The 21,884-nt window shown below is 75.5% G+C and carries 22 protein-coding genes; 12 read left to right on the forward strand and 10 right to left on the reverse strand.

What is annotated here, in order from left to right:
* Positions 1-47: 47 nt before the first annotated feature.
* Positions 48-1,106 carry a Glu/Leu/Phe/Val family dehydrogenase gene (locus O2W16_RS06975; protein WP_269158122.1) on the reverse strand — a complete coding sequence of 353 codons (1,059 nt, stop codon included), beginning with the start codon at positions 1,104-1,106 and terminating at the stop codon, positions 48-50.
* A 279-nt stretch (positions 1,107-1,385) separates the two neighbouring features.
* Here O2W16_RS06975 and O2W16_RS06980 point away from each other — a divergent pair, with 279 nt between their 5' ends.
* The 4 genes from O2W16_RS06980 to O2W16_RS06995 all read left to right on the forward strand — a co-directional run bounded on the left by O2W16_RS06980 (position 1,386) and on the right by O2W16_RS06995 (position 5,721).
* Positions 1,386-2,369: a sugar ABC transporter substrate-binding protein gene (locus O2W16_RS06980; protein WP_269158084.1), complete on the forward strand. Its 984-nt coding sequence runs from the start codon at positions 1,386-1,388 to the stop codon at positions 2,367-2,369.
* Between the two features lie 173 nt (positions 2,370-2,542).
* Complete coding sequence (locus O2W16_RS06985; protein WP_269158085.1) at positions 2,543-3,427, forward strand: ABC transporter permease; 885 nt, start codon at positions 2,543-2,545, stop codon at positions 3,425-3,427.
* Complete coding sequence (locus O2W16_RS06990; protein WP_269158086.1) at positions 3,424-4,242, forward strand: ATP-binding cassette domain-containing protein; 819 nt, start codon at positions 3,424-3,426, stop codon at positions 4,240-4,242. Before O2W16_RS06985 ends, O2W16_RS06990 begins: the two co-directional genes overlap by 4 nt.
* 159 nt (positions 4,243-4,401) lie before the next feature.
* Positions 4,402-5,721, forward strand: a complete 1,320-nt coding sequence (locus O2W16_RS06995; RefSeq protein ID WP_269158087.1) for a M23 family metallopeptidase — start codon at positions 4,402-4,404, stop codon at positions 5,719-5,721.
* Positions 5,722-5,796: 75 nt separating this feature from the next.
* Here the strand turns inward: O2W16_RS06995 and O2W16_RS07000 are convergent, their stop codons facing one another.
* On the reverse strand, positions 5,797-6,267 hold the full coding sequence (locus tag O2W16_RS07000) for a hypothetical protein (RefSeq protein ID WP_269158088.1): 471 nt from the start codon (positions 6,265-6,267) through the stop codon (positions 5,797-5,799).
* Between the two features lie 66 nt (positions 6,268-6,333).
* Here O2W16_RS07000 and O2W16_RS07005 point away from each other — a divergent pair, with 66 nt between their 5' ends.
* Positions 6,334-7,200 (forward strand): MBL fold metallo-hydrolase, encoded by an 867-nt coding sequence (locus tag O2W16_RS07005; protein ID WP_269158089.1) that lies wholly within the window; start codon positions 6,334-6,336, stop codon positions 7,198-7,200.
* Between the two features lie 26 nt (positions 7,201-7,226).
* On the forward strand, positions 7,227-8,843 hold the full coding sequence (locus O2W16_RS07010; protein WP_269158090.1) for a GMC family oxidoreductase: 1,617 nt from the start codon (positions 7,227-7,229) through the stop codon (positions 8,841-8,843).
* A gap of 17 nt (positions 8,844-8,860) precedes the next feature.
* Here O2W16_RS07010 and O2W16_RS07015 read toward each other — a convergent pair whose 3' ends face one another.
* The 5 genes from O2W16_RS07015 to O2W16_RS07035 all read right to left on the reverse strand — a co-directional run bounded on the left by O2W16_RS07015 (position 8,861) and on the right by O2W16_RS07035 (position 12,710).
* A complete protein-coding gene (locus O2W16_RS07015) occupies positions 8,861-9,550 on the reverse strand; it encodes a hypothetical protein (RefSeq protein ID WP_269158091.1) in 690 nt (229 codons plus the stop codon).
* A complete protein-coding gene (locus tag O2W16_RS07020; protein WP_269158092.1) occupies positions 9,550-10,170 on the reverse strand; it encodes a hypothetical protein in 621 nt (206 codons plus the stop codon). Before O2W16_RS07020 ends, O2W16_RS07015 begins: the two co-directional genes overlap by 1 nt.
* Positions 10,171-10,267: 97 nt before the next feature.
* Positions 10,268-10,477, reverse strand: coding sequence for a hypothetical protein (locus tag O2W16_RS07025; protein ID WP_269158093.1), 210 nt, complete (start codon positions 10,475-10,477; stop codon positions 10,268-10,270).
* A gap of 254 nt (positions 10,478-10,731) precedes the next feature.
* Entirely contained in the window at positions 10,732-11,904 is a 1,173-nt protein-coding gene (locus O2W16_RS07030) for a 4-hydroxybenzoate 3-monooxygenase (RefSeq protein ID WP_269158094.1), read from the reverse strand.
* A gap of 62 nt (positions 11,905-11,966) precedes the next feature.
* Entirely contained in the window at positions 11,967-12,710 is a 744-nt protein-coding gene (locus tag O2W16_RS07035; RefSeq protein ID WP_269158095.1) for an IclR family transcriptional regulator, read from the reverse strand.
* A 103-nt stretch (positions 12,711-12,813) separates the two neighbouring features.
* On the opposite strand from O2W16_RS07035, the gene pcaH reads away from it, so the two are divergent.
* Genes pcaH through pcaC form a run of 5 tightly spaced genes read left to right on the forward strand, consistent with a single transcriptional unit; the run spans position 12,814 to position 16,843 of the window.
* Complete coding sequence (gene pcaH, locus O2W16_RS07040) at positions 12,814-13,581, forward strand: protocatechuate 3,4-dioxygenase subunit beta (protein WP_269158096.1); 768 nt, start codon at positions 12,814-12,816, stop codon at positions 13,579-13,581.
* Positions 13,578-14,258 carry a protocatechuate 3,4-dioxygenase subunit alpha gene (gene pcaG / locus O2W16_RS07045; protein WP_269158097.1) on the forward strand — a complete coding sequence of 227 codons (681 nt, stop codon included), beginning with the start codon at positions 13,578-13,580 and terminating at the stop codon, positions 14,256-14,258. Before pcaH ends, pcaG begins: the two co-directional genes overlap by 4 nt.
* A gap of 37 nt (positions 14,259-14,295) precedes the next feature.
* Complete coding sequence (locus tag O2W16_RS07050) at positions 14,296-15,657, forward strand: lyase family protein (RefSeq protein WP_269158098.1); 1,362 nt, start codon at positions 14,296-14,298, stop codon at positions 15,655-15,657.
* The gene (pcaD, locus tag O2W16_RS07055) at positions 15,654-16,430 is read left to right on the forward strand and encodes a 3-oxoadipate enol-lactonase (protein WP_269158099.1); all 777 of its coding nucleotides are present in this window, start codon (positions 15,654-15,656) and stop codon (positions 16,428-16,430) included. Before O2W16_RS07050 ends, pcaD begins: the two co-directional genes overlap by 4 nt.
* Complete coding sequence (gene pcaC / locus O2W16_RS07060) at positions 16,427-16,843, forward strand: 4-carboxymuconolactone decarboxylase (RefSeq protein WP_269158100.1); 417 nt, start codon at positions 16,427-16,429, stop codon at positions 16,841-16,843. Before pcaD ends, pcaC begins: the two co-directional genes overlap by 4 nt.
* 29 nt (positions 16,844-16,872) lie before the next feature.
* Here pcaC and O2W16_RS07065 read toward each other — a convergent pair whose 3' ends face one another.
* Positions 16,873-18,297 (reverse strand): hypothetical protein, encoded by a 1,425-nt coding sequence (locus tag O2W16_RS07065; RefSeq protein ID WP_269158101.1) that lies wholly within the window; start codon positions 18,295-18,297, stop codon positions 16,873-16,875.
* A 267-nt stretch (positions 18,298-18,564) separates the two neighbouring features.
* On the opposite strand from O2W16_RS07065, the gene O2W16_RS07070 reads away from it, so the two are divergent.
* Positions 18,565-19,605: a glycosyltransferase gene (locus tag O2W16_RS07070; protein ID WP_269158102.1), complete on the forward strand. Its 1,041-nt coding sequence runs from the start codon at positions 18,565-18,567 to the stop codon at positions 19,603-19,605.
* 11 nt (positions 19,606-19,616) lie between these two features.
* Here the strand turns inward: O2W16_RS07070 and O2W16_RS07075 are convergent, their stop codons facing one another.
* Both O2W16_RS07075 and O2W16_RS07080 read right to left on the reverse strand, forming a co-directional pair.
* On the reverse strand, positions 19,617-21,107 hold the full coding sequence (locus tag O2W16_RS07075) for a sensor histidine kinase (RefSeq protein ID WP_269158103.1): 1,491 nt from the start codon (positions 21,105-21,107) through the stop codon (positions 19,617-19,619).
* A gap of 16 nt (positions 21,108-21,123) precedes the next feature.
* Positions 21,124-21,858: a response regulator transcription factor gene (locus O2W16_RS07080; RefSeq protein WP_269158104.1), complete on the reverse strand. Its 735-nt coding sequence runs from the start codon at positions 21,856-21,858 to the stop codon at positions 21,124-21,126.
* Positions 21,859-21,884: the final 26 nt, after the last annotated feature.

Below are 21,884 nucleotides of genomic sequence, written 5' to 3' on the forward strand. Positions count from 1 at the left end.
GCAGGGGCCCGCCGCGAGGTACGAGCGGTGGGGGGCGAGGGGGTCCTTCAGCAGCGGGGCAGTCGGATGGTCGCCAGCCGCCCCACCGAGCTCATCCGCTCCTCGGCGAGCCGATCGGCGGCCACGGCCGGGGAGACGCCCTCGGCGTCGGCCGCGGCGAACACCCGCAGCGCGACGTCGAAGATCGAGGTGGCCTTGGACTCGGCACGGGCGAAGGAGAACCCGTGTCGCTCGTCCTCGACCTGGATCACGCCACCGGCGTTCACCAGGTAGTCGGGCGCGTAGAGGACGCCCCGGGCGCGCAGCAGCTCGGCGGTGCCCTCGTGGGCCAGCTGGTTGTTCGCCCCGCCACAGACGATCTGGGCGGGCAGGGCGGCCACGGTCTCGTCGTCCAGGGCGCCACCGAGGGCGCAGGGGGCGTAGACGTCGTGCGGCGTGCGCACCAGGGCGGCGGTGTCGGCAACGGCGGAGACCTGCGGGTGTCGGGCCCGGACCCGGGCGACCGCGGCCGGGTCGACGTCGGTGACCACGACGGACGCGCCGTCGGCGACCAGCCGGTCGACCAGCCAGCTGCCGACCTTGCCCACGCCGGCCACGGCGACGGTGCGCCCGGCCAGGGTCGGGGCGCCCCAGCGGTGCTGGGCCGCGGCCCGCATGCCCTGGAAGACCCCGAAGGCGGTGAGCACCGAGGAGTCGCCGCAGCCGCCGAAGGCCTCGGACCGGCCGTGCGCGAAGCGGGTCTCCCGGGCGACGACGTCGAGGTCGGCGTTGTAGGTGCCGACGTCGCAGGCGGTGAGGTAACGCCCGCCGAGGCTCTCGACGAAGCGGCCGTAGGCGCGCAGCAGGGCCTCGGTCTTGTCGGTGCGCGGGTCGCCGATGATCACCGCCTTGCCGCCGCCCAGGTCGAGGCCGGCCAGGCTGTTCTTGTAGGCCATCGCCTTCGACAGCGCCAGCGCGTCGGCCACCGCGGCCTCCTCGGAGGCGTAGGGGAAGAACCGGGTGCCGCCGAGCGCCGGCCCGAGCGCGGTGGAGTACACCGCGATCACCGCGCGCAGCCCCGACCCGGGGTCGGAGCAGAAGACGACCTGTTCGTGCCCGGAGCCCATCACGTCCACGACCGGCAGCCTAGGCAGCGGCGGGTCACTGCGCCTGCCTCCGTCCGCCTCCGGGCGGGGCGCCGGGTGGCGGGCGACGGCAACGACCGGGTCTCGGTGTGGAGGTCCGTGCCGTGTCCGGTCTCCCGGGCGGGCATGATCGGGGGCTGACGACAGGCGCCGGCCGATCCCGGTGCCGCACACTCCTCCGGGTGGGCCGAGTCGAGGCCCGACCGGCGGAGGACATCAGCGGGGCATCGCTGCGCCGCCACACAGGAGGACACGCACACGATGGCTCGACCCAAGCGGCTGCTCGCACTCGCCCTGGCGGCACCCCTGTTGCTGAGCGCCTGCTCCACGGAGAACTCCGGCGGGGGCGACGAGGGCGGGGACAGCGGCGGTGCGACCGCCTCCGGCGACCTCGAGTTCGCCGTCGTCACCCACGGGTCGGCCGGTGACGCCTTCTGGGACGTGGTGCAGAACGGCGCCGAGGCGGCCGGCGAGGACCTGGGCGTGGGCGTCGACTACCAGAGCGACGGTGACCCGCAGCGCCAGTCCCAGCTGATCGAGGCCGCGGTGAACCAGGACGTCGACGGGATCGTCGTCTCGATGGCGAACCCGGACGCGCTCGAGGACTCGATCGGGGCCGCGGCGGACGCCGGCATCCCGGTCATCACGATCAACTCCGGGGGAGACCGGTCGGCCGAGTTCGGTGCCATCGGGCACGTCGGCCAGGACGAGACGATCGCGGGCATCGGTGCCGGGCAGCGACTGGCCGCCGACGGGGCGCAGAACGTGCTCTGCGTGGTGCACGAGCCCGGCAACATCGGCCTGGAACAGCGCTGCGCCGGTGCCTCGCAGGGGCTGGGCACCGACGTCCGGCTGCTCCAGGTGGACATCAACGACCTGCAGTCCGCCCAGTCGACGATCACCTCGCAGCTGCAGAGCGACCCCTCGATCGACGCGGTGCTCACGCTCAACTCCGCCGTGGCCCCGGTGGCGGCGTCCGCCGCCGCCGACGCCGGGTCCGACGCCGAGATCGCCACGTTCGACCTGAACGGCGACGTCATCGCCGCGATCCAGGACGGCACGATCTCCTTCGCCGTCGACCAGCAGCAGTACGAGCAGGGCTACCTGCCGATCGTGATGCTCAAGCTGTACGCGGAGAACCTCAACACCGTCGGCGGCGGCCAGGCCGTGCTGACCGGGCCGGGGATCGTCGACGCCGAGAACGTCGACGAGATCGCGGACCTCGCCTCGGCGGGGACCCGCTGAGCGCGACCCGGGAGGCGCCCGTCGACGGGCCGGCGCGCGCCGACGAACGCGTCGCCCGGGTCAGCCCGTGGCGGCGGCTGCTGGTCAAGCCCGAGCTCGGGTCGCTGATCGGTGCCGTCGTCATCCTGGGGTTCTTCTCCGCCCAGTCCGACGTCTTCCGGTCGCTGGCCGGGGTGGCCAACTGGCTGGACGTCGCCTCGGTGCTGGGGATCATGGCGGTCGCCGTCGCGCTGCTCATGATCGGCGGGCACTTCGACCTCTCCGCCGGGGTGATGACCGGCACCACCGCGCTGACCGTGGCCGTCGTGGCGGTGGAGCTGCAGCAGAACATCTGGGTGGCGATCGCCGCGGCGCTGGTGCTGGCCCTGGGGATCGGCGCCTTCAACGGCTGGCTGGTCACCCGCACCGGCCTGCCCAGCTTCATCATCACGCTGGGCACCTTCCTGATGCTGCAGGGCCTCAACCTGGGGCTCACCAAGGCGTTCACCGGCACGGTCCAGGTGCGTGGGCTGGCCGATGCCCCCGGCTACCACTCGGCCGAGCTCGTGCTGGCGTCCACGGTGGAGGTCTTCGGCCAGCCGTTCCGGATCGCCGTCCTCTGGTGGCTGCTGGTCACGGCGCTGGCCGCCTGGGTGCTCCTGCGCACCCGGTTCGGCAACTGGGTCTTCGCCACCGGCGGTGACGAGGTCGCCAGCCGCAACGTCGGGGTCCCGGCGCGGCGGACGACGATCGTGCTGTTCATGACCACCGCGACCGCCGCGTGGCTGGTCGGCTCGATCACCGCCGTCCGGCTCACCTCCGTGCAGGCCAACACCGGCACCGGCCAGGAGCTGATCTACATCGTCGCGGCGGTGATCGGCGGCTGCCTGCTCACCGGCGGGTACGGCTCGGCCGTCGGCGCGGCCCTGGGCGCGCTGATCTTCGGCATGACCCAGCAGGGGATCGTCTACCTGAACTGGGACGCCGACTGGTTCTACTTCTTCCTCGGGGCCATGTTGCTGCTCGCGGTGCTGACCAACCGGCTGGTCCGGCGCTACGCCGAGGCGGCTCCGCGATGAGCGCCGCAGCCGACCGGCCGGCCGTACCCGGGGACGCCCCGCTGCTGGAGCTGCGCGGCATCGGCAAGGACTTCGGCTCGGTCATCGCGCTCGACGGCATCTCCACCAGCGTGCGCGCCGGGCAGGTCACCTGCGTGCTGGGGGACAACGGGGCGGGCAAGTCGACGCTGATCAAGGTGCTCTCCGGGGTGCACCGGCCGACCCGGGGACAGCTGCTGCTGGACGGTGAGCCGGTCGACTTCGACGCGCCGCGCGGGGCGCTGGACGCCGGCATCGCCACGGTCTACCAGGACCTGGCGATGATCCCGCTGATGTCGATCTGGCGGAACTTCTTCCTCGGCTCGGAGCCGACGACCGGATGGGGCCCGTTCCGCCGGTTCGACCGGGCGACGGCCAAGGACGTCACCCGGCGCGAGCTGGCCGCGATGGGCATCGACATCCGCGACGCCGACCAGCCGGTCGGCACGCTCTCCGGCGGCGAGCGGCAGTCGGTGGCGATCGCCCGTGCGGTGCACTTCGGGGCCCGGGTGCTGATCCTGGACGAGCCGACGTCGGCGCTGGGCGTCAAGCAGGCCGCCGTGGTGCTGCGCTACATCGCCCAGGCGCGCGACCAGGGGCTCGGCGTCGTCTTCATCACCCACAACCCGCACCATGCGCACCCGGTGGGCGACCGCTTCCTGCTGCTCAACCGCGGCCGCAGCCTGGGCGACTTCGCCAAGGCCGAGGTGACCCGGGAGCAGCTGACCGACATGATGGCCGGGGGTGACGAGCTCAGCCGGCTCGCCGAGGAGCTGGGGCGGCCGGGCGCACCCTGACCTGCCGGGTCGACATGGGCACAGGGGGACCGGGTGCGGCGGTGACCGAGCTGTTTGAGACGGACGCGCCGTCGCTGCGCGTGTTGCATCTGTGACTGGTGGTGTGACTGGGACGCTCGCTGAGCCCACCCGTCCATCCCTCTTCCCCAGGGAGCGACCATGACGCAGCACGTGCGCCGCCCGGCCACGGCGGCCGTCCGCCGGGTCCGCGCCGGACGCCGCCGGCCGTCCCGACTGCTGGCCGGTGCGCTCACCGCAGCCGTCGCGGCCGTGCTGGTCGGGGCCGGCGGCGGCATCGCGCGGGCCGAGCCGGTGAACCCCAGTGACGAGCAGCTGACCGGTGCGCAGTCGGCGCAGGACGCGGCCGCGGCCGAGGTCGGCCGGATCGCCGCACAGGTGGCCGCCGCCGAGGCGCAGCTGGAGCAGGTCCAGGTGCTGGCCGAGGCCGCCGGCACCGTCTACCTGGCGGCGGAGGAGGCCCGGGTGCAGGCCGAGGCCGCAGCCGCACGGACGGCGCAGGACCTGCAGGCCGCGGCCGACGCCGTCGCCGCCGCCCAGGCGCGGATCGCCGAGTTCTCCCGGGACACCTACAAGAACGGTGGCGAGCTCACCAGCGAGATGGCGCTGCTGGACGTCGGCGGGCCGGCCGAGCTGGTACAGAAGGCCGCGATGCTGTCCTACGTCGGCGATCACCAGGTCGACGTCCTGGGGGCGATGGAGGCGGCCCGGGTGGTGCAGGCCCAGGCCGACGCGGCCGCGCGGGCGGCCCGGGACGAGAAGGTGGCGGCCGAGGTGGCGGCCGAGGCGGCCCGGGTGGAGGCCGAGCGGCAGCTGGCCAACCAGCAGTCGGTGTACACCCAGGTGACCGCGGACAAGGCGGCGCTGGACCAGCAGCTGCAGGACGCCCAGGTGCAGCTGCTGACCCTGCAGGGAGCCCGGAACGCCTACCAGGTCTGGCAGGAGCAGAAGGCGGCCGAGGAGGCCGCTGCCCGGCTGGCCGAGGAGCAGGCCCGCGCCCAGGCGCTCGCCGACGACCGGCAGGCCCTCGTGGCGGACGCCGACACCGCCGGCTCCGGCTACGCCCGGCCGACCGTCGGCATCACCAGCAGCTGCTACGGCTCACGCTGGGGGGTCACCCACTTCGGCGTCGACATCGGCGCGCCGATCGGCACGCCGGTGCGGGCTGCGACGGCCGGGGTCGTCCAGCGGGCGGGGCCGGCGACCGGCTTCGGGCTGGCGGTCTACCTCCGCGGCGACGACGGTGCGATCACCGTGTACGGCCACGTCAACCGGTTCTTCGTCCGCGCCGGGGAGCGGGTCGCGGCCGGTGAGCAGATCGCCGAGGTGGGCAACCGGGGTCAGTCGACCGGGCCGCACCTGCACTTCGAGGTCCACCCCGGCGGGGCGATGCACAGTGGCCAGGTCGACCCGGTGCCGTGGTTGCGGGCCCGCGGCATCACGATCCGGGGCTGCGGCTGAGCCCTGGGCGACGACCCTGCAGCCGACCGCGGCCCGGCACCCTGGGGAGGGGGTCGGGCCGCGGTGCGTCGGGGGTCAGGCGTTGTCGCAGTTCTCCGTGATCCAGGCGTCCAGCCGGGTCTGGGACTCGGTCGCCTGCGCCTCGATCTCGGCGAGCGACTGCTCCGCGCTGGCCAGGCCCTCCGGGGTGGTCAGGTCGACGCTGCCGATGGTCTCCCGGATGCCGACGAACGTGTCGACCAGGACGTCCCAGTCGGCGCTGATCTCGGCCGGCGGGTCCAGCTGTTCCAGCTCGGCGATGCTCTGGTCGAGCAGCTCCTCCTGGGTCAGCTCGGCTGCGTCGGGGGCGGTGAGCACGGCCTCGGCCTCGGTGCAGAACGCCTGCACCTCCTCCTCGGAGGTGGTGGCCGGACTGGCGGCGCTGCTGCTCGGGCTGCTGGCGGTCGACGCGGCGTCGGGTTGCTCGTCGTCGCTGCCGCACGCGGACAGGAGGACGACGGCCACGGTGGCGAGACCGGCGCGGAAGGGGGTGGCGAGTGCGCGCATGGCCTCGACGGTATCCGCTGCCGGCGGAGGGCACCGGCGCCCGCCGGGCCGGTTACGGTGCTCCGCGTGACCGCCCCCGTCGACCCGCGGACCAGCTGGGCGCTGCCCGCGCCCGGGGAGATGGCCCCGGTCGCGGACCCGGAGCCGCTGGTCACGCGGGTGCTGGCACCGAACCCCTCGCCGATGACGCTGGACGGCACGAACACCCACCTGGTGGGCGAGCCGGGCTCGGGTCAGGCCGTCGTCGTCGACCCCGGGCCGGACGACGCCGGGCACCTGGCCGCCGTCGAGGCCGCGCTGGCCGCACGCGACGCCCGGGTGGTGGCCGTGCTGGTCACCCACCACCACGCCGACCACGCCGAGGCGGCGCTGCCCTGGGGTCGGCACTTCGGTGCACCGGTCGCCGCCGCCACGCCCGAGGTCGCCGGCCGGGGCGGTCGGCTGCTCCGGGCGGGGGAGCGGTTGGAGCTGGCGGGCACGACGCTGGACGTCGTCCCGACGCCCGGGCACACCGCCGACCACCTGGCCTTCCGGCTGGCCTCCGGGGCCGTGCTGGTCGGCGACCACGTGCTCGGCCGGGGCACCTCCGTGGTCACCCACCCCGAGGGTGACGTGCTCGCCTACCTCGAGTCGCTGCGGCGGGTGCACGACCTGGGGCCCTCGGCGCTGTACTGCGGCCACGGGCCCGAGCTGACCGCCGATCCGGGGGCGGTGCTGCGGTTCTACCTGGCGCACCGGGCGTACCGGGAGCAGCAGCTGCTCGACGCCCTCGCGGCCGGCGCCCGGACGGTCCAGGAGCTGGTCGCCGTCGTCTACGCGGCCGTGCCGAGGGCCGTCTGGGCGGCCGCCGCCCAGTCGACCCGGGCCACGCTGGCCAAGCTGGCCGCCGAGGGCCGGGTGGAGCTCGCCGCTGACCGGGTGCGGCCGGCCTGACCGGCCGCCGTCCTACTGTTCCGGGGGTGGAGCCGGCCGAGGAGTGGGACGTCGTGGTCGTCGGCGCCGGGTCGTCGGGCTGCGCGCTGGCGGCGCGGCTGGTCGACGCCGGACGGCGGGTGCTGGTCCTGGAGGCCGGCGCCGACCACCCGCGGCCGGAGGACTTCCCGGCGACGATCCGGGACGCCGCGACGATGGGGGCCGCGACGCCCGGCCACCCCGCGAACTGGGAGCTCACCGGTGAGCTCACCGACGACCTGCGCTGGCCGGTGCCGCGGGGCCGGGTGCTGGGCGGGTCCAGCTCGCTGAACGGCACCTACTTCATCCGGGCCACCCGCGCCGACCTGGACGGCTGGGCCGCCGCGGGCAACGACCTGTGGTCGGCCGACGCGCTGCGCCCGGCCTTCGCCCGGTGCGAGAGCGACGCCGACTACGGCGACCGGCCCGGGCACGGCTCGACCGGCCCGCTGCCGGTCACCCGGGTGCACGAGCCGCACCCCGTCACCGATGCCTTCGCCGGCGCCTGTGCCGCGCTGGGCTTCCCGGCCGAGCCGGACAAGAACGCCGACGGCCCGCCCGGGCACGGCCCGGTGCCGTTCACCGTCGCCGACGGCGTGCGGGTCAACACCGCGATGGCCTACCTCTCCCCGCGCCGGGGGCAGCCCGGGCTGACCGTGCGGGGCGGGGTGCGGGCGACCCGGGTGCTGGTGGAGCACGGTCGGGCGGTGGGCGTGCAGACCGACCGCGGCCCGGTGCGCGCTGCGGAGGTCGTGCTCTCGGCCGGCGCCGTCGGCTCCCCGCACCTGCTCCTGCTGTCCGGGATCGGCCCCGCCGACCACCTGCGGGCCGCCGGCGTCGCCGTCGTCGCCGACGTGCCCGGGGTGGGCCAGGGGTTCAGCGACCACCCCGACGTCTACGTGACCTACCGGCCGTCCCGGCGCACCCCGATGCCCCGCGGGATGCTCCCGCTGGCGACCGCGCTCAACACCGCCGACCACCTCGAGGTCATGCCCTGGCTCAAGCCGTTCCGGCAGGTGATGCTGTCGCGGTCGTCGGGTTCGGCGCTGTCCGGCGTCGCCGAGGTGCTGCGCCGGCCCGCGGCGACGCTGCGGGCGCTGCGGGGGGCCTCCGTGCCCCGGCTGCTGGACTCCGCGCGCCGGCGGGACGACCTCTACCTCGCCGTCGCGCTGCAGCAGGAGGAGAGCCGCGGCCGGATCAGCCTGACCACCGCCGACCCGCTGGTGCAGCCACGGATCCAGTACCGCTACCTGACCGAGGACGCCGACCGGCGACAGCTGCGGGCCGGCGTCCGGCTGGCCGCCGAGCTGCTGCGGACCCCGGCCTTCGCGCCGCTGGTCGCCGAGCGCACCGGCCTGCCCGACGACGTCCTGGCCGACGACCGGGAGCTGGACCGGTGGACCCGGGCGCACCTGGCGACCGCGGTGCACCTGGCCGGCAGCGCCCGGATGGGGCCGGCCGCCGACCCCGGTGCGGTGGTCGACCAGCACCTGCGGGTGCGAGGGGTGGCGGGACTGCGGGTCGTCGACACCTCGGTGATGCCGGTCGTGCCCTCCCGCGGTCCGGCGGCGACGGCCGTGGCGATCGGCGAGCGGGCCGCCGAGCTGATGACCGGCGGCGGCTGACGGACCACCCGGCCGGCTCAGCCGCCGGCGTCGCGGGCCGCGTCGGCCACGGCCAGGGACCGGTCCAGGTAGACGGCGTTGCCGGACAGCAGCCGGTGCAGCTCCCGGAACGACCGGTCCAGCACCGCGGCGGGGTCGGTGTCGGCCGGGTCCGGGTCCGGCGCCTGGCCGGCCATCTCGGCCAGCCCGACGGCCGCGTCGGCCAGCGTCGGCCACAGGTGGGCCCACTGCCAGAACTCGTAGGTGGCCGGCCCCACCAGGGCCGATGGCGGGGTGCCCAGCAGGCCGATCCCGTCGACGCCCGGCCGGCCGGGCGGCTCACCCAGCCCGAGCAGCAGCGACTGGACCCGGTGCGTGCGGGCGAACTCGGCGGCCGGCTCGGAGCCGGGGACGAGCTCGGCCACCAGCCCCCGCGTGATGAGCGCGTCGAGCACGAGATCGCAGTCGGGGACCCCGGCCTCCTCGGCTGCCTGGCGGACCGCGGTGCGGGTCCACGGCACGCCGTCCTGCACCCGGCTGGGCACCCCGTGCGTCAGCGTCCACACGTCGGCGGTGGTCTGGTCGCCCAGCAGCGGGCTGTCCCAGCCCAGTCGCACCACCCAGTAGCTCGGCGGCTCCCCGCGGTGCTGGTGGAAGGCGCCCATGGGGTGGCCGACGGGGAAGACGAGCGCCTCCTCCGCGGGGGGCACCGGGTCGGCGGTGGCCATCAGCTCACCGCCCAGGTGTCCAGGTGGACGGCGTTGGGGGTGAGGAGCCGGTGCAGGTCCTCCAGCAGCGAGGTGAGCAGCGCGTCCGGGTCGGTGGCAAAGGGGTCGGTGATGCCCACCCGTGCGGCGGTGGCCGCGGCGCCCTCGCAGGCCCGCCACAGGCTGGTCTCCATGTGCGCCCACTCGAACAGGTCGTAGGCGGCGGCCGACAGCACGGCGAGCGGACGGCCGGGCAACCCGACCGCGTAGGCGTCCGGCGCGGCGGCGCTGTTCCCGAGCCCCAGCACCAGGGGCACCATCCGGACCCGGCGGGCCAGGTCGCGGGCCGAGTCGGTGCCCGGCGCGGCGAGGGCGACCAGCCCCTGCTCCTGCAGTCGGGCCAGCCGCTGCGCGCAGTCGGGCAGGCCCACCGCCTCGGCCTGCGCGGCCAGTGCGTCGGGGGTCCACGGGCGCGGCTGGTGGTCGGCCGGCCCGTGCGCCATCGCCCAGACCCCGAACTCGGCCGAGGTGAGGCTGTGCAGGGCCGCGCCGACCCGGACGTCGAACTGGTCCACGACCGCGCGGACACCGATCAGCTGACCGATCGGGTAGACCTGCAGCGCGGGCGAGTCGCTGGTCATCGCGGCGAGCCTAGCCGGGGCCGGAACTCCTGCGCCGGACCGCCGCGGGGCAGCCCGGCCCGGCCGAGGTCGCGGCGTGGGTCAGGCGTGGGTCAGCTCAGCGGACCGCGCGGATCTGGGTGCTCGTGGTCGAGAGCGGGGCCCACGGGTCGGGGTGCGGCTGCCCGGCGTCGCTCACCCAGCCCGGTGCGCGGGTGCCCGTGGTGCTGCCCCGGGTGGCCGGGCGGGCACTGAGGTGCACGATCAGGGAGAGCAGGACGAACAGCCCCACGAGCACGCCGGCGATGGTCAGGAGCGTCGAGAGCATGCTGGAGAAGTTAGTGGTGGGGACTGGTCCGTGTCCGGCGTTGCGCTGGGCAGAAGTAGCCGAAGTCGATCACCCGATGCGGGAAGTCTGACAGTTGACGTCGACTTGTCGACCCGAGGTGGACGATCCGCCTCAGCAGATTCTGCCAGTGCACGCCAGCCCGCGACAGCCCGGCCCAGCGTCCCAGACCGTCACTCCCACCACCAAAATGGCCATTTTGGTGGTGGGGGGAGTGAGCCGGACGGGGGGCGGCTTCAGGTGTCGAGGGGGAGGCCGGTGTAGTTCTCGGCCAGCTCGCGGGCCGCGGCCTCCGACGAGCAGACCCGGCGGAGCTGGGACAGCTGCAGCTCGGCGTCGAAGTCGTCGCCCGCGCGGTGCAGCATGGAGGTCATCCACCAGGAGAAGTGGGTGCAGCGCCAGACCCGGGCGAGCGCCCGGTCGGAGTAGCTGTCGACCAGGTCGGTCTGCTCCTCGGCCAGCAGGCGGACCAGCGCGGTGGCGAGCAGGGTGACGTCGGCGACCGCGAGGTTGAGGCCCTTGGCCCCGGTCGGCGGGACGATGTGTGCGGCGTCGCCGGCCAGGAAGAGCCGGCCGCGGCGCATCGGCGCGCTGACGAAGGAGCGCATCGGCAGGATCGACTTCTCGGTGACCGGGCCGGTCTCCAGCTCCCAGCCGTCGAGGGCGAAGCGGGTGGACAGCCCGTCCCAGATCCGGTCGTCGGACCAGTCCTCGATCTTCTCGTCCGGGTCGACCTGCAGGTACAGCCGCGACACCGATGGCGAGCGCATCGACAGCAGCGCGAAGCCGTCGGGGTGCCAGGCGTAGACCAGCTCCTCCTCCGACGGGGCGACGTCGGCCAGGATGCCCAGCCAGGCGTAGGGGTAGGTGCGCTCCCACAGCCGGCCCGAGGTGCCGGCGGTGACGACCGGGCGGGAGACGCCGTGGAAGCCGTCGGTGCCGGCGATGGCGTCGCACTCGAGCACCTGGGGCACGCCGTCGGCGTCGGTGAACCGGATCCGCGGGTGGTCGGTGTCGACGTCCTCGGGGGTCACGTCGGAGACCTCGAACAGCAGCGGCGGGCCGCCGGCGAGCTGGGCGGAGATGAGGTCCTTGGTCACCTCGGTCTGGCCGTAGACCCAGACCTTGCGCCCGCACAGCTCGGGGAAGTCCAGGTGGTGCCGGGTGCCCGGGTACTGCAGGAAGATGCCGTCGTGCGGCAGGCCCTCGCGCTGCAGCCGGTCGCCCATGCCGGCGTCGATCAGCGTGGAGACGGTGTGCTGCTCCAGGATGCCGGCGCGGATCCGGGCCTCGACGTAGTCGCGGGAGCGGTTCTCCAGGACGACGGTGTCGATGCCCTGCAGCTGCAGGAGGCGGGACAGCAGCAGTCCCGCCGGGCCGGCTCCGATGATCCCCACCTGGGTGCGCATCGGCCGAGTGTGACCCGGGCCGCCGACCGCGGGCGACCCCTCCCTCCCGCTGGACGGAAGGATCAACGGAACTGCTCGGTGCGCGCCAGGGCCCGGCCGATGCCCCGGGCCGCCACCTGCAGCACCGGGGCGAGCCGGGCCACGTCGCGGCGGTGGGCCGGGACGACGATGCCCAGCGCAGCGACCACCACCGGCCCGGACAGCCGCTCGACGGTCACCGGGACGGCCACAGAGGCCGCGCCCAGGCTCATCTCCTCTGCGGTCCGGGCCCAGCCGCGGCGGCGCACCTCGGCGAGCTCCCGGCTCAGCAGCCCGGCGTCGACGACGGTGTGCCGGGTCTCCCGGGTCGGCTGCCGGAGCACCTGCTCCAGGACGTCGTCCGGCGCGGAGGCGAGCAGCACCTTGCCCACCCCGGTGGCGTGCAGCGGCAGCCGGCTGCCGACCTGGCTGACCACCGGCACCGACTCGCGGCCGGAGATCCGCTCGACGTAGAGCGCCTTGGTGCCCTCGCGGACCGCCAGGTGCACGGTGTCGCGGGTGGCGGTGTGCACGTCGAGCAGGAAGGGGGAGGCGACCTGGCGCAGTTCCAGGTCGACCGGGGCGAGCAGCCCGAGGTCCCAGAGCTTGCGGCCGACCTCGTAGCGGCCGTCGCTGCGCCGGACCAGGGCGCCCCAGGCGGCGAGTTCGGCCAGCAGCCGGTGGGTGGTGGTCAACGGGGTGCCCGAGCGCTCGGCGACCTCGGAGAGGCTGAGCCGGGGATGGGCGGCGTCGAAGGCGTCCAGGACGCCGAGCGCCCGCGAGGTCACCGATCGACCGGTTGCGGCAGCACCACCGGCCACGTCGTCCCACCTTCTGCTCAGCGGAAGCAGTTGCTTCCGGCAGCGTACTGCCGGGCCGTACGGTCCGGGCATGACCGGGACCACATCTCGCGAGCCGCGACCGGCGTCGGACAGTGCGCTGGTGCTGCCCCGCTACCTCCGGGAGCCCGCCGAACGGCGCACCCCGGTGGCCTACCCCGGCTACAAGAGCACGGCGTCCCGGGCGCCGCTGCGCACCCCGGTCGACCTGCCGCACCGGCTGACCGAGATCACCGGCCCGGTGCTCGGCGAGGACATGGTCGCCGCCGCCGACGCCGACCTGACCCTGCGCGAGGGCGGCGAGGCCCAGGGCCAGCGGATCATCGTCTACGGCCGGGTGCTCGACAGCGACGGCCGCCCGGTGCCGCACGCGCTCGTGGAGATCTGGCAGGCCAACGCCGCCGGCCGCTACCGGCACGTGGTCGACAACTGGCCCGCTCCGCTGGACCCGCACTTCGACGGGCTGGGCCGGGTGGTGACCGACGACCTGGGGCGCTACGAGTTCACCACCGTCAAGCCCGGCGCCTACCCGTGGGGCAACCACCACAACGCCTGGCGGCCGGCGCACATCCACTTCAGCCTCTTCGGCCAGGCGTTCACCCAGCGACTGGTCACCCAGATGTACTTCCCGGACGACCCGCTGTTCGGGCAGGACCCGATCTTCAACTCCATGCCCACCACGGCACGGCACCGGGCGATCAGCCGGTTCGACCTGGAGCGCAGCCAGCCGAACTGGGCGTTGGCGTTCCAGTGGGACATCGTGCTGCGCGGCCGCGAGCAGACCCCCTTCGAGACCGACGACGACGGAGATGTCGCGTGAGCGCCGACCGACTGTCCCCCCTGGTGCTGGCCGCCGACGAGACCAACGACCGCCGGCAGGGGACGCCGCGACGCGGCACCGGCTTCCTGACCGAGCCCTTCCGGCTGGGCACGACCCCCAGTTCGACGGTCGGGCCGTACCTGGCGATCGGCCTGACCTGGGCCGCCGGCCCGGACGTCGTGGCCGAGGGGACGCCCGGCGCCATCTGGCTGCGCGGCCGGGTCTTCGACGGCAACGGCGACCTCGTGCCCGACGGCATGATCGAGACCTGGCAGGCCGACCCCGACGGCCGCTTCGCGCACCCGGACGACCCGCGCGGCGCCGTCACCACCCCCGGGTTCCGTGGCGTGGGGCGGTCGCACACGGTCGACGGCGGTGCCTACGCCGTCCGCACGCTCAAGCCGGGCCGGGTGCCCGACGGGGACGGCGGGCTGCAGGCGCCGCACGTCGACGTCTCGGTCTTCGCCCGCGGCCTGCTCGACCGGCTCGTCACCCGCATCTACTTCGCCGACGAGGCCGCCGCCAACACCGAGGACGCCGTGCTGCGCAGCCTGCCGGACGACGCCTCGCGCGCCACGCTGATCGCCCAGCCCAGCGAGGACGGCTACGTGCTCGACATCCACCTGCAGGGCTGCGCGGCCCAGGGCATGGACGAGACCGTCTTCTTCGCGGTGTGAGCACCGGCCACGTGGGAGCACCCGCCAGGATGGGCGCGTGATCCTCGACGCGACCTTCGCCCGCGGCCCCGTCTCGGCCGGCACCGCCGGGGATGCGTGGCTGGTGGCCCTGCTGGAGGTGGAGGGTGCGCTGGCCCGCGCCGCCGCCCGGGTCGGCCTGGTGGCCGGCACGGCCGCGGAGGAGGTCAGCCGGGTGTGCGCTGACCCGTCCGCGCTGGACCTGCCGGCGGTCTACGCCCGGGCCGGGGACGCCGGCAACCCGGTGCCCCCGCTGGTCCGGGCGCTGCAGGACGCCGTCGGGCCGCACGCCGCCCGGGCGGTGCACGTCGGCGCCACCAGCCAGGACGTCGTCGACACCGCGGCGGTGCTGCTGGCCCGGCGCGGCCTGCACCTGATCGACACCGACCTCGCCGCGGCCGCGGACACCTGCGCCCGGCTGGCCCGGGCGCACCGGGACGACGTGCTGATGGGCCGCACCCTGCTGCAGCAGGCGCTGCCGGTCACCGCCGGGCTCAAGGCCGCCACCTGGCTGGCCGGGCTGGACGGTGCCCGCGCCCGGGTCGCCGCGGTCGCCGCGGCGCTGCCGGTCCAGTACGGCGGGGCGGTCGGCACGCTGGCGGCCAGCTCGGGCTCCGGCGTCGACCTGCGCCGGGAGCTGGCCGCCGAGCTCGGGCTGGCCACCACCGAGGTGCCCTGGTTCACCGTGCGGCTGCCGATCGCCGACGTCGCGGGCGTGCTGGGTGCGGCGGCCGGGGTGGTGGCCACGATCGCGCTGGACGTCGTCCTGCTGACCCAGACCGAGGTCGCCGAGGTGGCCGAGGTGGCCGAGGGCCGCGGCGGCTCCTCGGCCATGCCGCACAAGGCCAACCCGGTGGCCGCGGTCTCCGCCCGGGCCTGCGCCCGCCGCGCCCCCGGCCTGGTCGCCACCCTCTTCGCCGCGATGGAGCAGGAGCACGAGCGCGGGGCGGGCACCTGGCACGCGGAGTGGCCGACGCTGACCGACCTGCTGGGCACGGTCGGCTCCGCGGCGTCCTGGCTGGCCGAGTGCCTGTCCTCGCTGCGGCTGGACACCGGGCGGATGGCGCAGACCGTCGCCGCAGCCGGTGATCCGCAGCTGGCCCGGGCGCTGGCCGAGGCGCTCACCCCGGCGCTGGGCGCGGGTGCGGCGCACGACGCCGCGGCCGCCGCGGTGCGGGAGGCGGCTGCGTCCGGTCGCCCGCTGGCCGACCTCGTGGCCGAGCGCACCGACGTCGACGGCGCCGCGCTGGTCGCCGACGGCACCCCGGACGTCGGGGAGGCCGGTGCCCAGGTGGACGCCGCGCTCGCCGCCCACACCATCGCGGTGCAGTCCGACCCCACCGCAGCAGTCCACGCCGCAGGAGAAGGAGGACCCGCATGACCGCCGTCGAGGTGCACGCCGTCGTCGAGGGCCCGGCCGATGGGCCGGTGCTGCTGCTGTCCAACTCGCTCGGCTCGGACCTGACGATGTGGGATCCGCAGGTGCCGGCGCTGATCGAGCGGTTCCGGGTGGTCCGCTACGACACCCGCGGCCACGGCCGCTCGCCGTCGGGTCCCGGCGACGCCACGATCGACGACCTGGCCGACGACGTCGTCGCGCTGCTGGACCGGCTGGGGGTGGCCCGGGCGCACGTCGCCGGTGTGTCGATCGGCGGGATGACCGGCCTGCGGCTGGCGGTGCGCGAGCCGCAGCGGGTGCTGACCCTGGCGGTGCTGTGCAGCTCGGCGCACACCGGCAACGCCGACAGCTGGGCCGACCGGGCGCGCACGGTGCGCGCCGAGGGCACCGGCGCGATCGCCGAGCCGGTGGTCAGCCGGTGGCTCACCCCGCCGTACGCCGCCGCCCACCCCGAGCTGGTGGCCCGGCTGCAGGCGATGATCTCGGCTGCCGACGACGAGGGCTACGCCGGCTGTTGCGCCGCGATCGCGGCGATGGACCAGCGCTCCGACCTGCACCGGATCACCGCGCCCACGCTGGTGGTCTCCGGCGCCGAGGACCAGGCGGTGCCGCCGGAGCACCAGCAGCTGATCGCCGACGGCGTCCCCGGCGCTCGGCTGCTCAGCCTCAGCCCGGCCGCGCACCTGGCCAACCTGGAACAGCCCGAGCAGGTCAGCCGGGCCCTGATCGCGCACGCCACCGGAGGCACGCCGTGACCGAACCGCTGGAGACCGGACCGCTGGAGACCGACGAGCAGCGGCGGGCGGCCGGCATGCGGGTGCGCCGGGAGGTGCTCGGCGACGCCCACGTGGACCGGGCGGTCGCCCAGGTCACCCCGTTCACCGCCGACTTCCAGGACTTCATCACCCGGGTCGCGTGGGGTGACCTGTGGCAGCGGCCGGGCCTGGCGCGCCGGGAGCGCAGCATGCTGACCCTGGCGATCACCGCGTCGCTGCGGCACTGGGACGAGTTCGCGCTGCACGTGAAGGCGGCGGTGCACAACGGGCTGACCGACGAGGAGATCGCCGAGGTGTGCCTGCACACCGCGGTCTACGCCGGGGTGCCGGCGGCCAACCACGCGCTGGCCGTCGCCAAGCCGATCCTCGCCGAGCTCCGCGCCCAGGGCTGAGGCGCCCAGGGCTGACGCCCCGGGGGGGGTCAGCCGGCGGGGACGGTGACCGGCACGCTCGCCCGGCCGGTGCCCAGGTCGACCGAGGCGCCGTCGGGGAAGCTCGCGGAGCCGGCGACGACGAGCGTCCCCTCGGTGAACCCGGCCGGCACGTCGAACGCGGTGATCACCCGCGTCGGGGAGTCGTCCAGGTCCAGCGCCGGAAGCGTGGTCCCGTCCGGCAGGCGCAGCGACAGCAGTCCGGTCGGCACCGCACCGGGCGCGGCGTCCGGCAGGGCCATCGTCACGTCGAGCAGCAGCAGGGCGCGGCTCGGGTCGGCCGGCCGCTCGTCCTGGACGAACCACTCGAGCCGGCCGCCGCCGACCGCGATCGTGACCGGCAGGGACGCGGAGACCCGGCCGGGCGCGCTCAGCGTCGCCGACAGCTGCCGGACGGCGTCCACGTCGGCCTCCCGGGAGGTGCGCGCCAGCACCTGCAGGTTGCCCGGGTCGGGGGCGCCGGTGAGCAGCGACAGCCGTTGCTCCACCCCGGCGTCGACGACCACGAGGTCGGCGACGGCGGCGTCCGCGGGCACCGACAGCAGCGCCTCGACGGTGGCGCCCGGGGCGGTCAGCGCCGGGGCGACGACGACCGGCTCCCGGCCGGGGACCTGGTAGCTGATCGCGGGCGGGGTGGGGGAGCGGCCCTCGCCCTGCTCGACCAGGTACCGCACGGCGAGGAACTCCTCACCCTCGGCCGGGCGACGGGCGTCGTCCCCGGTGCCCACCCGGTCGGGCCGGGCCAGGCCGGTCACCGTCACCGCCGCGGCGGGACCGGAGAGCCGGGCCGGGCCGGCCGGCTCGGTCCAGGTGACGTCGGGGAACGGCCCGACCGCGGTGTGGCCGGGTGGGGCCTGCGGCACCGCCGGTGCGGTCAGCCCGCCGGTGCCCCGCGGTGGCTCCTCCCGGTCCGGCCGGCGGAGCAGCTCGCGGTCGGTCAGCGGCTGGGGGGCGGGGTCGGCCGGCAGGGCGGCGACCGACAGCCGCACGTCGCCGCCCGCCGGGGTGCCGGTCAGGGGGAACCGGAGCCAGCTGGCGTCGTCCCGCCCGTCGACGAACAGCGCCGGGCCGCACAGCAGCTCCGGGCGCAGCTCGGAGCCGGCGGCGTCCTCGAGCTGGAACCAACAGCGGCTGTCCTCGCTCCGGACCCCCTGCCGCATCGCCACGTGGTCGCTGAAGGCGCGATCGGCTGCGGCGAGGACGACGGCGGGGTCGGTGACGTAGCGGCCACCGAAGGTGAGCGGGTCCTCGCGCAGCAGCGCGAAGAGCCCGGCGCCGGCCAGCAGCACGACCAGCAGCGCGGCGCTGAGGATCGACCCGATCGGCCGGCGACGGCGGTGCCCGGGCGCCGGTGCCAGGGGAGCGGCCGGGTCGGGCACCGGGGGGCCGGGGCGCTCCTCGGCGGCTCCGCCCACTGGTCCTCCGGCCTCTCGCTGCTCCACGGCCGCCTCGCGGCGGCCGACCGGCAACGCTAACCGACCAGGGAGGGCGACCGCACGCACCGCCACCGGAACGGGGAACGGGTCGCCGCCCTGCGGTCACCCGGAGGGAGGAGCGCCTCCTTGCCTCTCGGTTCGGCAGCGGCTACACCGGGTAGGGGCGTTCCGCTGGACCCACCCACTCGTCGAGGAGGAACGCCCCTGCCGCGTCGGAGTGATCGACCGCAGGAGGCGTACCACCGCGTGACCGCAGTGCCCGAGGAGACGGCCCGCCCGCTGCGGGTGGCGACCGTGCCGTACGCCGGCGCCTACGCCGCGGCAGTGCTGCCGGCCGACGTCGTCCGGGTGGGCCCGGACCTCTCACCCAGCCCATGGCTGGACCCGGAGCACCTCACCGCCCATGCCGCGGACCTCGACGTGCTGCACCTGCACGGCGGGTACGAGCACCTGACGGCCCAGGAGCTGGACGCCTGGACGGCGGCGGTGCGCCGCTGCGGTGTGCCGCTGGTGGTCACGGTCCACGACCTCACCCCGCGGGAGGCGCCGGACGGCGCCCTCCGGCGCACCCGGCACCGGACGCACCTGCGTGCCCTGCTGGCCACCGCAGAGGTGGTTCTCACCCTGACCCGGGGCGCCGCCGACGAGATCGCCGACCGCTTCGGCCGGACGGCGATCGTCGTCGCTCACCCCTCGCTGGCCGAGCCCACCCCCGACGTCGGGCGGGAGACCCGGCTGGTCGGCCTGCACCTGGGGCGGCTGGGTGCGGCGGTGGCCGAGCCCGAGGCGCTCGTCCGGGCCGCGCTGTCGGGCGCGGTGTCCGGTGGCGGCCGGCTGCGGGTCGACGTGCACCCTGACGTCGACGTCGCCGCGCGGCTGCCGGAGCTGCTGGAGCTCGCCGACGCCGGGGAGCTGGAACTGGCGCGCAGCTGGCCGCAGGACCCGGCCGCCTGGGTCCGCCACCTGCAGGGGCTGCACGTGGCGGTGCTGCCCCGCCGCACGGGCACGCACTCGGGCTGGGTGGAGCTGTGCCGCGACGCCGGCACCCGGCTCCTCGTCCCCAGTGGTGGCCGGCACGCCGAGCAGTGGGCTGACGTCGTCCTGTACGGCAACGACCCCGAGCAGGGGCTGGACGCCGCGTCACTGACCTCGGCGGTGGTCGCCGCCCTCACCCGGCCGGCGCCGGACCGGGTGGACCGTGCCTGGCGGGCCGCGCAGCGTGCCGCCGTGCAGCAGGTGCACGCCCAGGTCTACGAGCAGGTGGCCGCCGACGCCGCGGTGGTCTGAGCGGCAGCTGGTCAGTCGCCCTCGGGACCGGACTGCGTGGCGTGCGGCAACCGCACGGTGAAGGCGGTGTGCCCGGGGGTGCTGGACAGCTGCACGCTGCCGCCGTGCGCGGTGACGACGGCGTGCACGATCGCCAGCCCCAGCCCGGTGCTCCCCGCCGACCGGGACCGGGAGGCGTCACCGCGGGCGAACCGCTCGAAGACGTGCCCTTGGAGCCCGGCGGGCACCCCCGGGCCGTCGTCGGCGACCTGCAGGACCGCCCAGCCGGACTCCGTCCGCAGTCGGGTGGTCACGGTCGTGCCCTCGGGCGTGTGGGTGCAGGCGTTGCCCAGCAGGTTGACCAGCACCTGGTGCAGCCGGGCGGCGTCCCCACGCACCAGGACCGGGGTGTCGGGGAGGTCGAGCTGCCAGTGGTGGCCCGGGCCGGCGACGTGCGCGTCGCTGACCGCGTCGACGGCCAGGGCGGTGAGGTCGACCTCCTCGGCGGCGAGCTCGCGGCCGGCGTCGAGCCGGGCCAGCAGCAGCAGCTCCTCCACCAGGGCCGACATGCGCAGCGCCTCGGACTCCACCCGGCTCATCGCGCGGCCGACGTCCCCGGCGACCTCGGTGTGCTGCCGCCGGACCAGCTCGGCGTAGCCGCGGATGGAGGCCAGCGGGGTGCGCAGCTCGTGGCTGGCGTCGGCGACGAACTGGCGCACCCGGGTCTCCGACTCCTGTCGGGCGGCCAGCGAGCCCTCGACGTGGTCGAGCATCCGGTTCAGCGCCATCCCCACCTGGCCGACCTCGGTGCCCGGGTCGGTGTCCTGCGGGGCCACCCGCTCGGCCAGCTGCACCTCGCCGCTGGCCAGCGGCAGCTCGGAGACGCGGGTGGCGGTGGCCGCCACCCGGTCCAGCGGCGCCAGGGTGCGGCGGATGACGAGCACGGCGGCGCCGGCGGCGGCGAACAACGCGGCCAGCCCGGCCAGCAGCTCGACCGCGATCAGGTTGCGGACGGCGTCGGCGGCGCCCCCCAACGGCAGCCCGTCCACCAGCACCCCGTTCGGGATGGTGTTGGCGACCAGCCGGTACTCGCCGAGGTCGCCGCCGAGGTCCCGGGTCGCCGGGGCCGCGTCGGTGGGCAGCTCGGCGAGGACGGTTTCCTGGGCGTCGGTCAGCGGCAGCGGCTGGCCGCGCTGGTCCAGCACCGCGGAGTCGACGACGGCCCCGTCCATGATCATGGCGCCGAGCGTGCTCTCGCCCTGGCCACGGGCGCCCAGACCGCCCGGCCCGCCACGCCCGTCGCCCCCGCGGTCGAACCACCCGCCGCCCCGCCCGGTGGCGTAGTCCTGGGAGCGGTCGGCGGCCGTCTCCAAGCGGCTGTCGACCTGGCCGACCAGCTCCGAGCGCAGCGCGGTGACCGAGACGACGCCGACCAGGGCCAGCACCAGGACCAGCGGGACGACGAAGGCGATGAGCAGCCGGGTGCGCAACGAACGGCGGGACCGCGCGGGGCTGCCCGTCACCGGCGGTGGTCCGACGTCATGCGGCGGGCTTGATCACGTATCCGGCGCCCCGGAGGGTGTGGATCATCGGCGGGCGGCCCGCGTCGATCTTGCGCCGCAGGTAGGAGATGTAGAGCTCGACGATGTTGCCCTGGCCGCCGAAGTCGTACTGCCAGACCCGGTCGAGGATCTGCGCCTTGGACAGCACCCGCTTGGGGTTGCGCATCAGGTAGCGCAGCAGCTCGAACTCGGTGGCGGTCAGCCGGATGTCCTCCCCGGCCCGGGTGACCTCGTGGCTCTCCTCGTCCAGGGTCAGGTCGCCGACCACCAGCAGGCCGTCGTCGGCCACGACCCGGCTGGTGCGGCGCAGCAGGCCGCGCAGCCGGGCGGCGACCTCCTCCAGGCTGAAGGGCTTGGTGACGTAGTCGTCGCCGCCGGCGGTGAGCCCGGCGATCCGGTCCTCCAGCGCGTCCTTCGCGGTCAGGAAGACCACCGGGACCAGCGGGGTGTCCGCGCGGACCCGGCGCAGCACCTCGAGCCCGTCCATGTCGGGGAGCATGACATCCAGAACGACGGCGTCCGGGCGGAACTCCCGGGCTGCGCGCACCGCGTCGGTGCCGTCGTGGGCGGTGCGGACGTCCCAGCCCTCGTAGCGCAACGCCATGGACAGCAGTTCACAGATCGAGGGCTCGTCGTCGACGACCAGCACCCGCAGGGCGCTGCCGTCCGGCCGGGTGAGCTGGGCGCGGGAGCTGAGAGCGGGGGTCGTCATGGACCGACTGTGCGGCCTGGACCTGA

The sequence above is a fragment of the Modestobacter sp. VKM Ac-2984 genome (assembly GCF_026967985.1).
GTDB lineage: Bacteria > Actinomycetota > Actinomycetes > Mycobacteriales > Geodermatophilaceae > Modestobacter.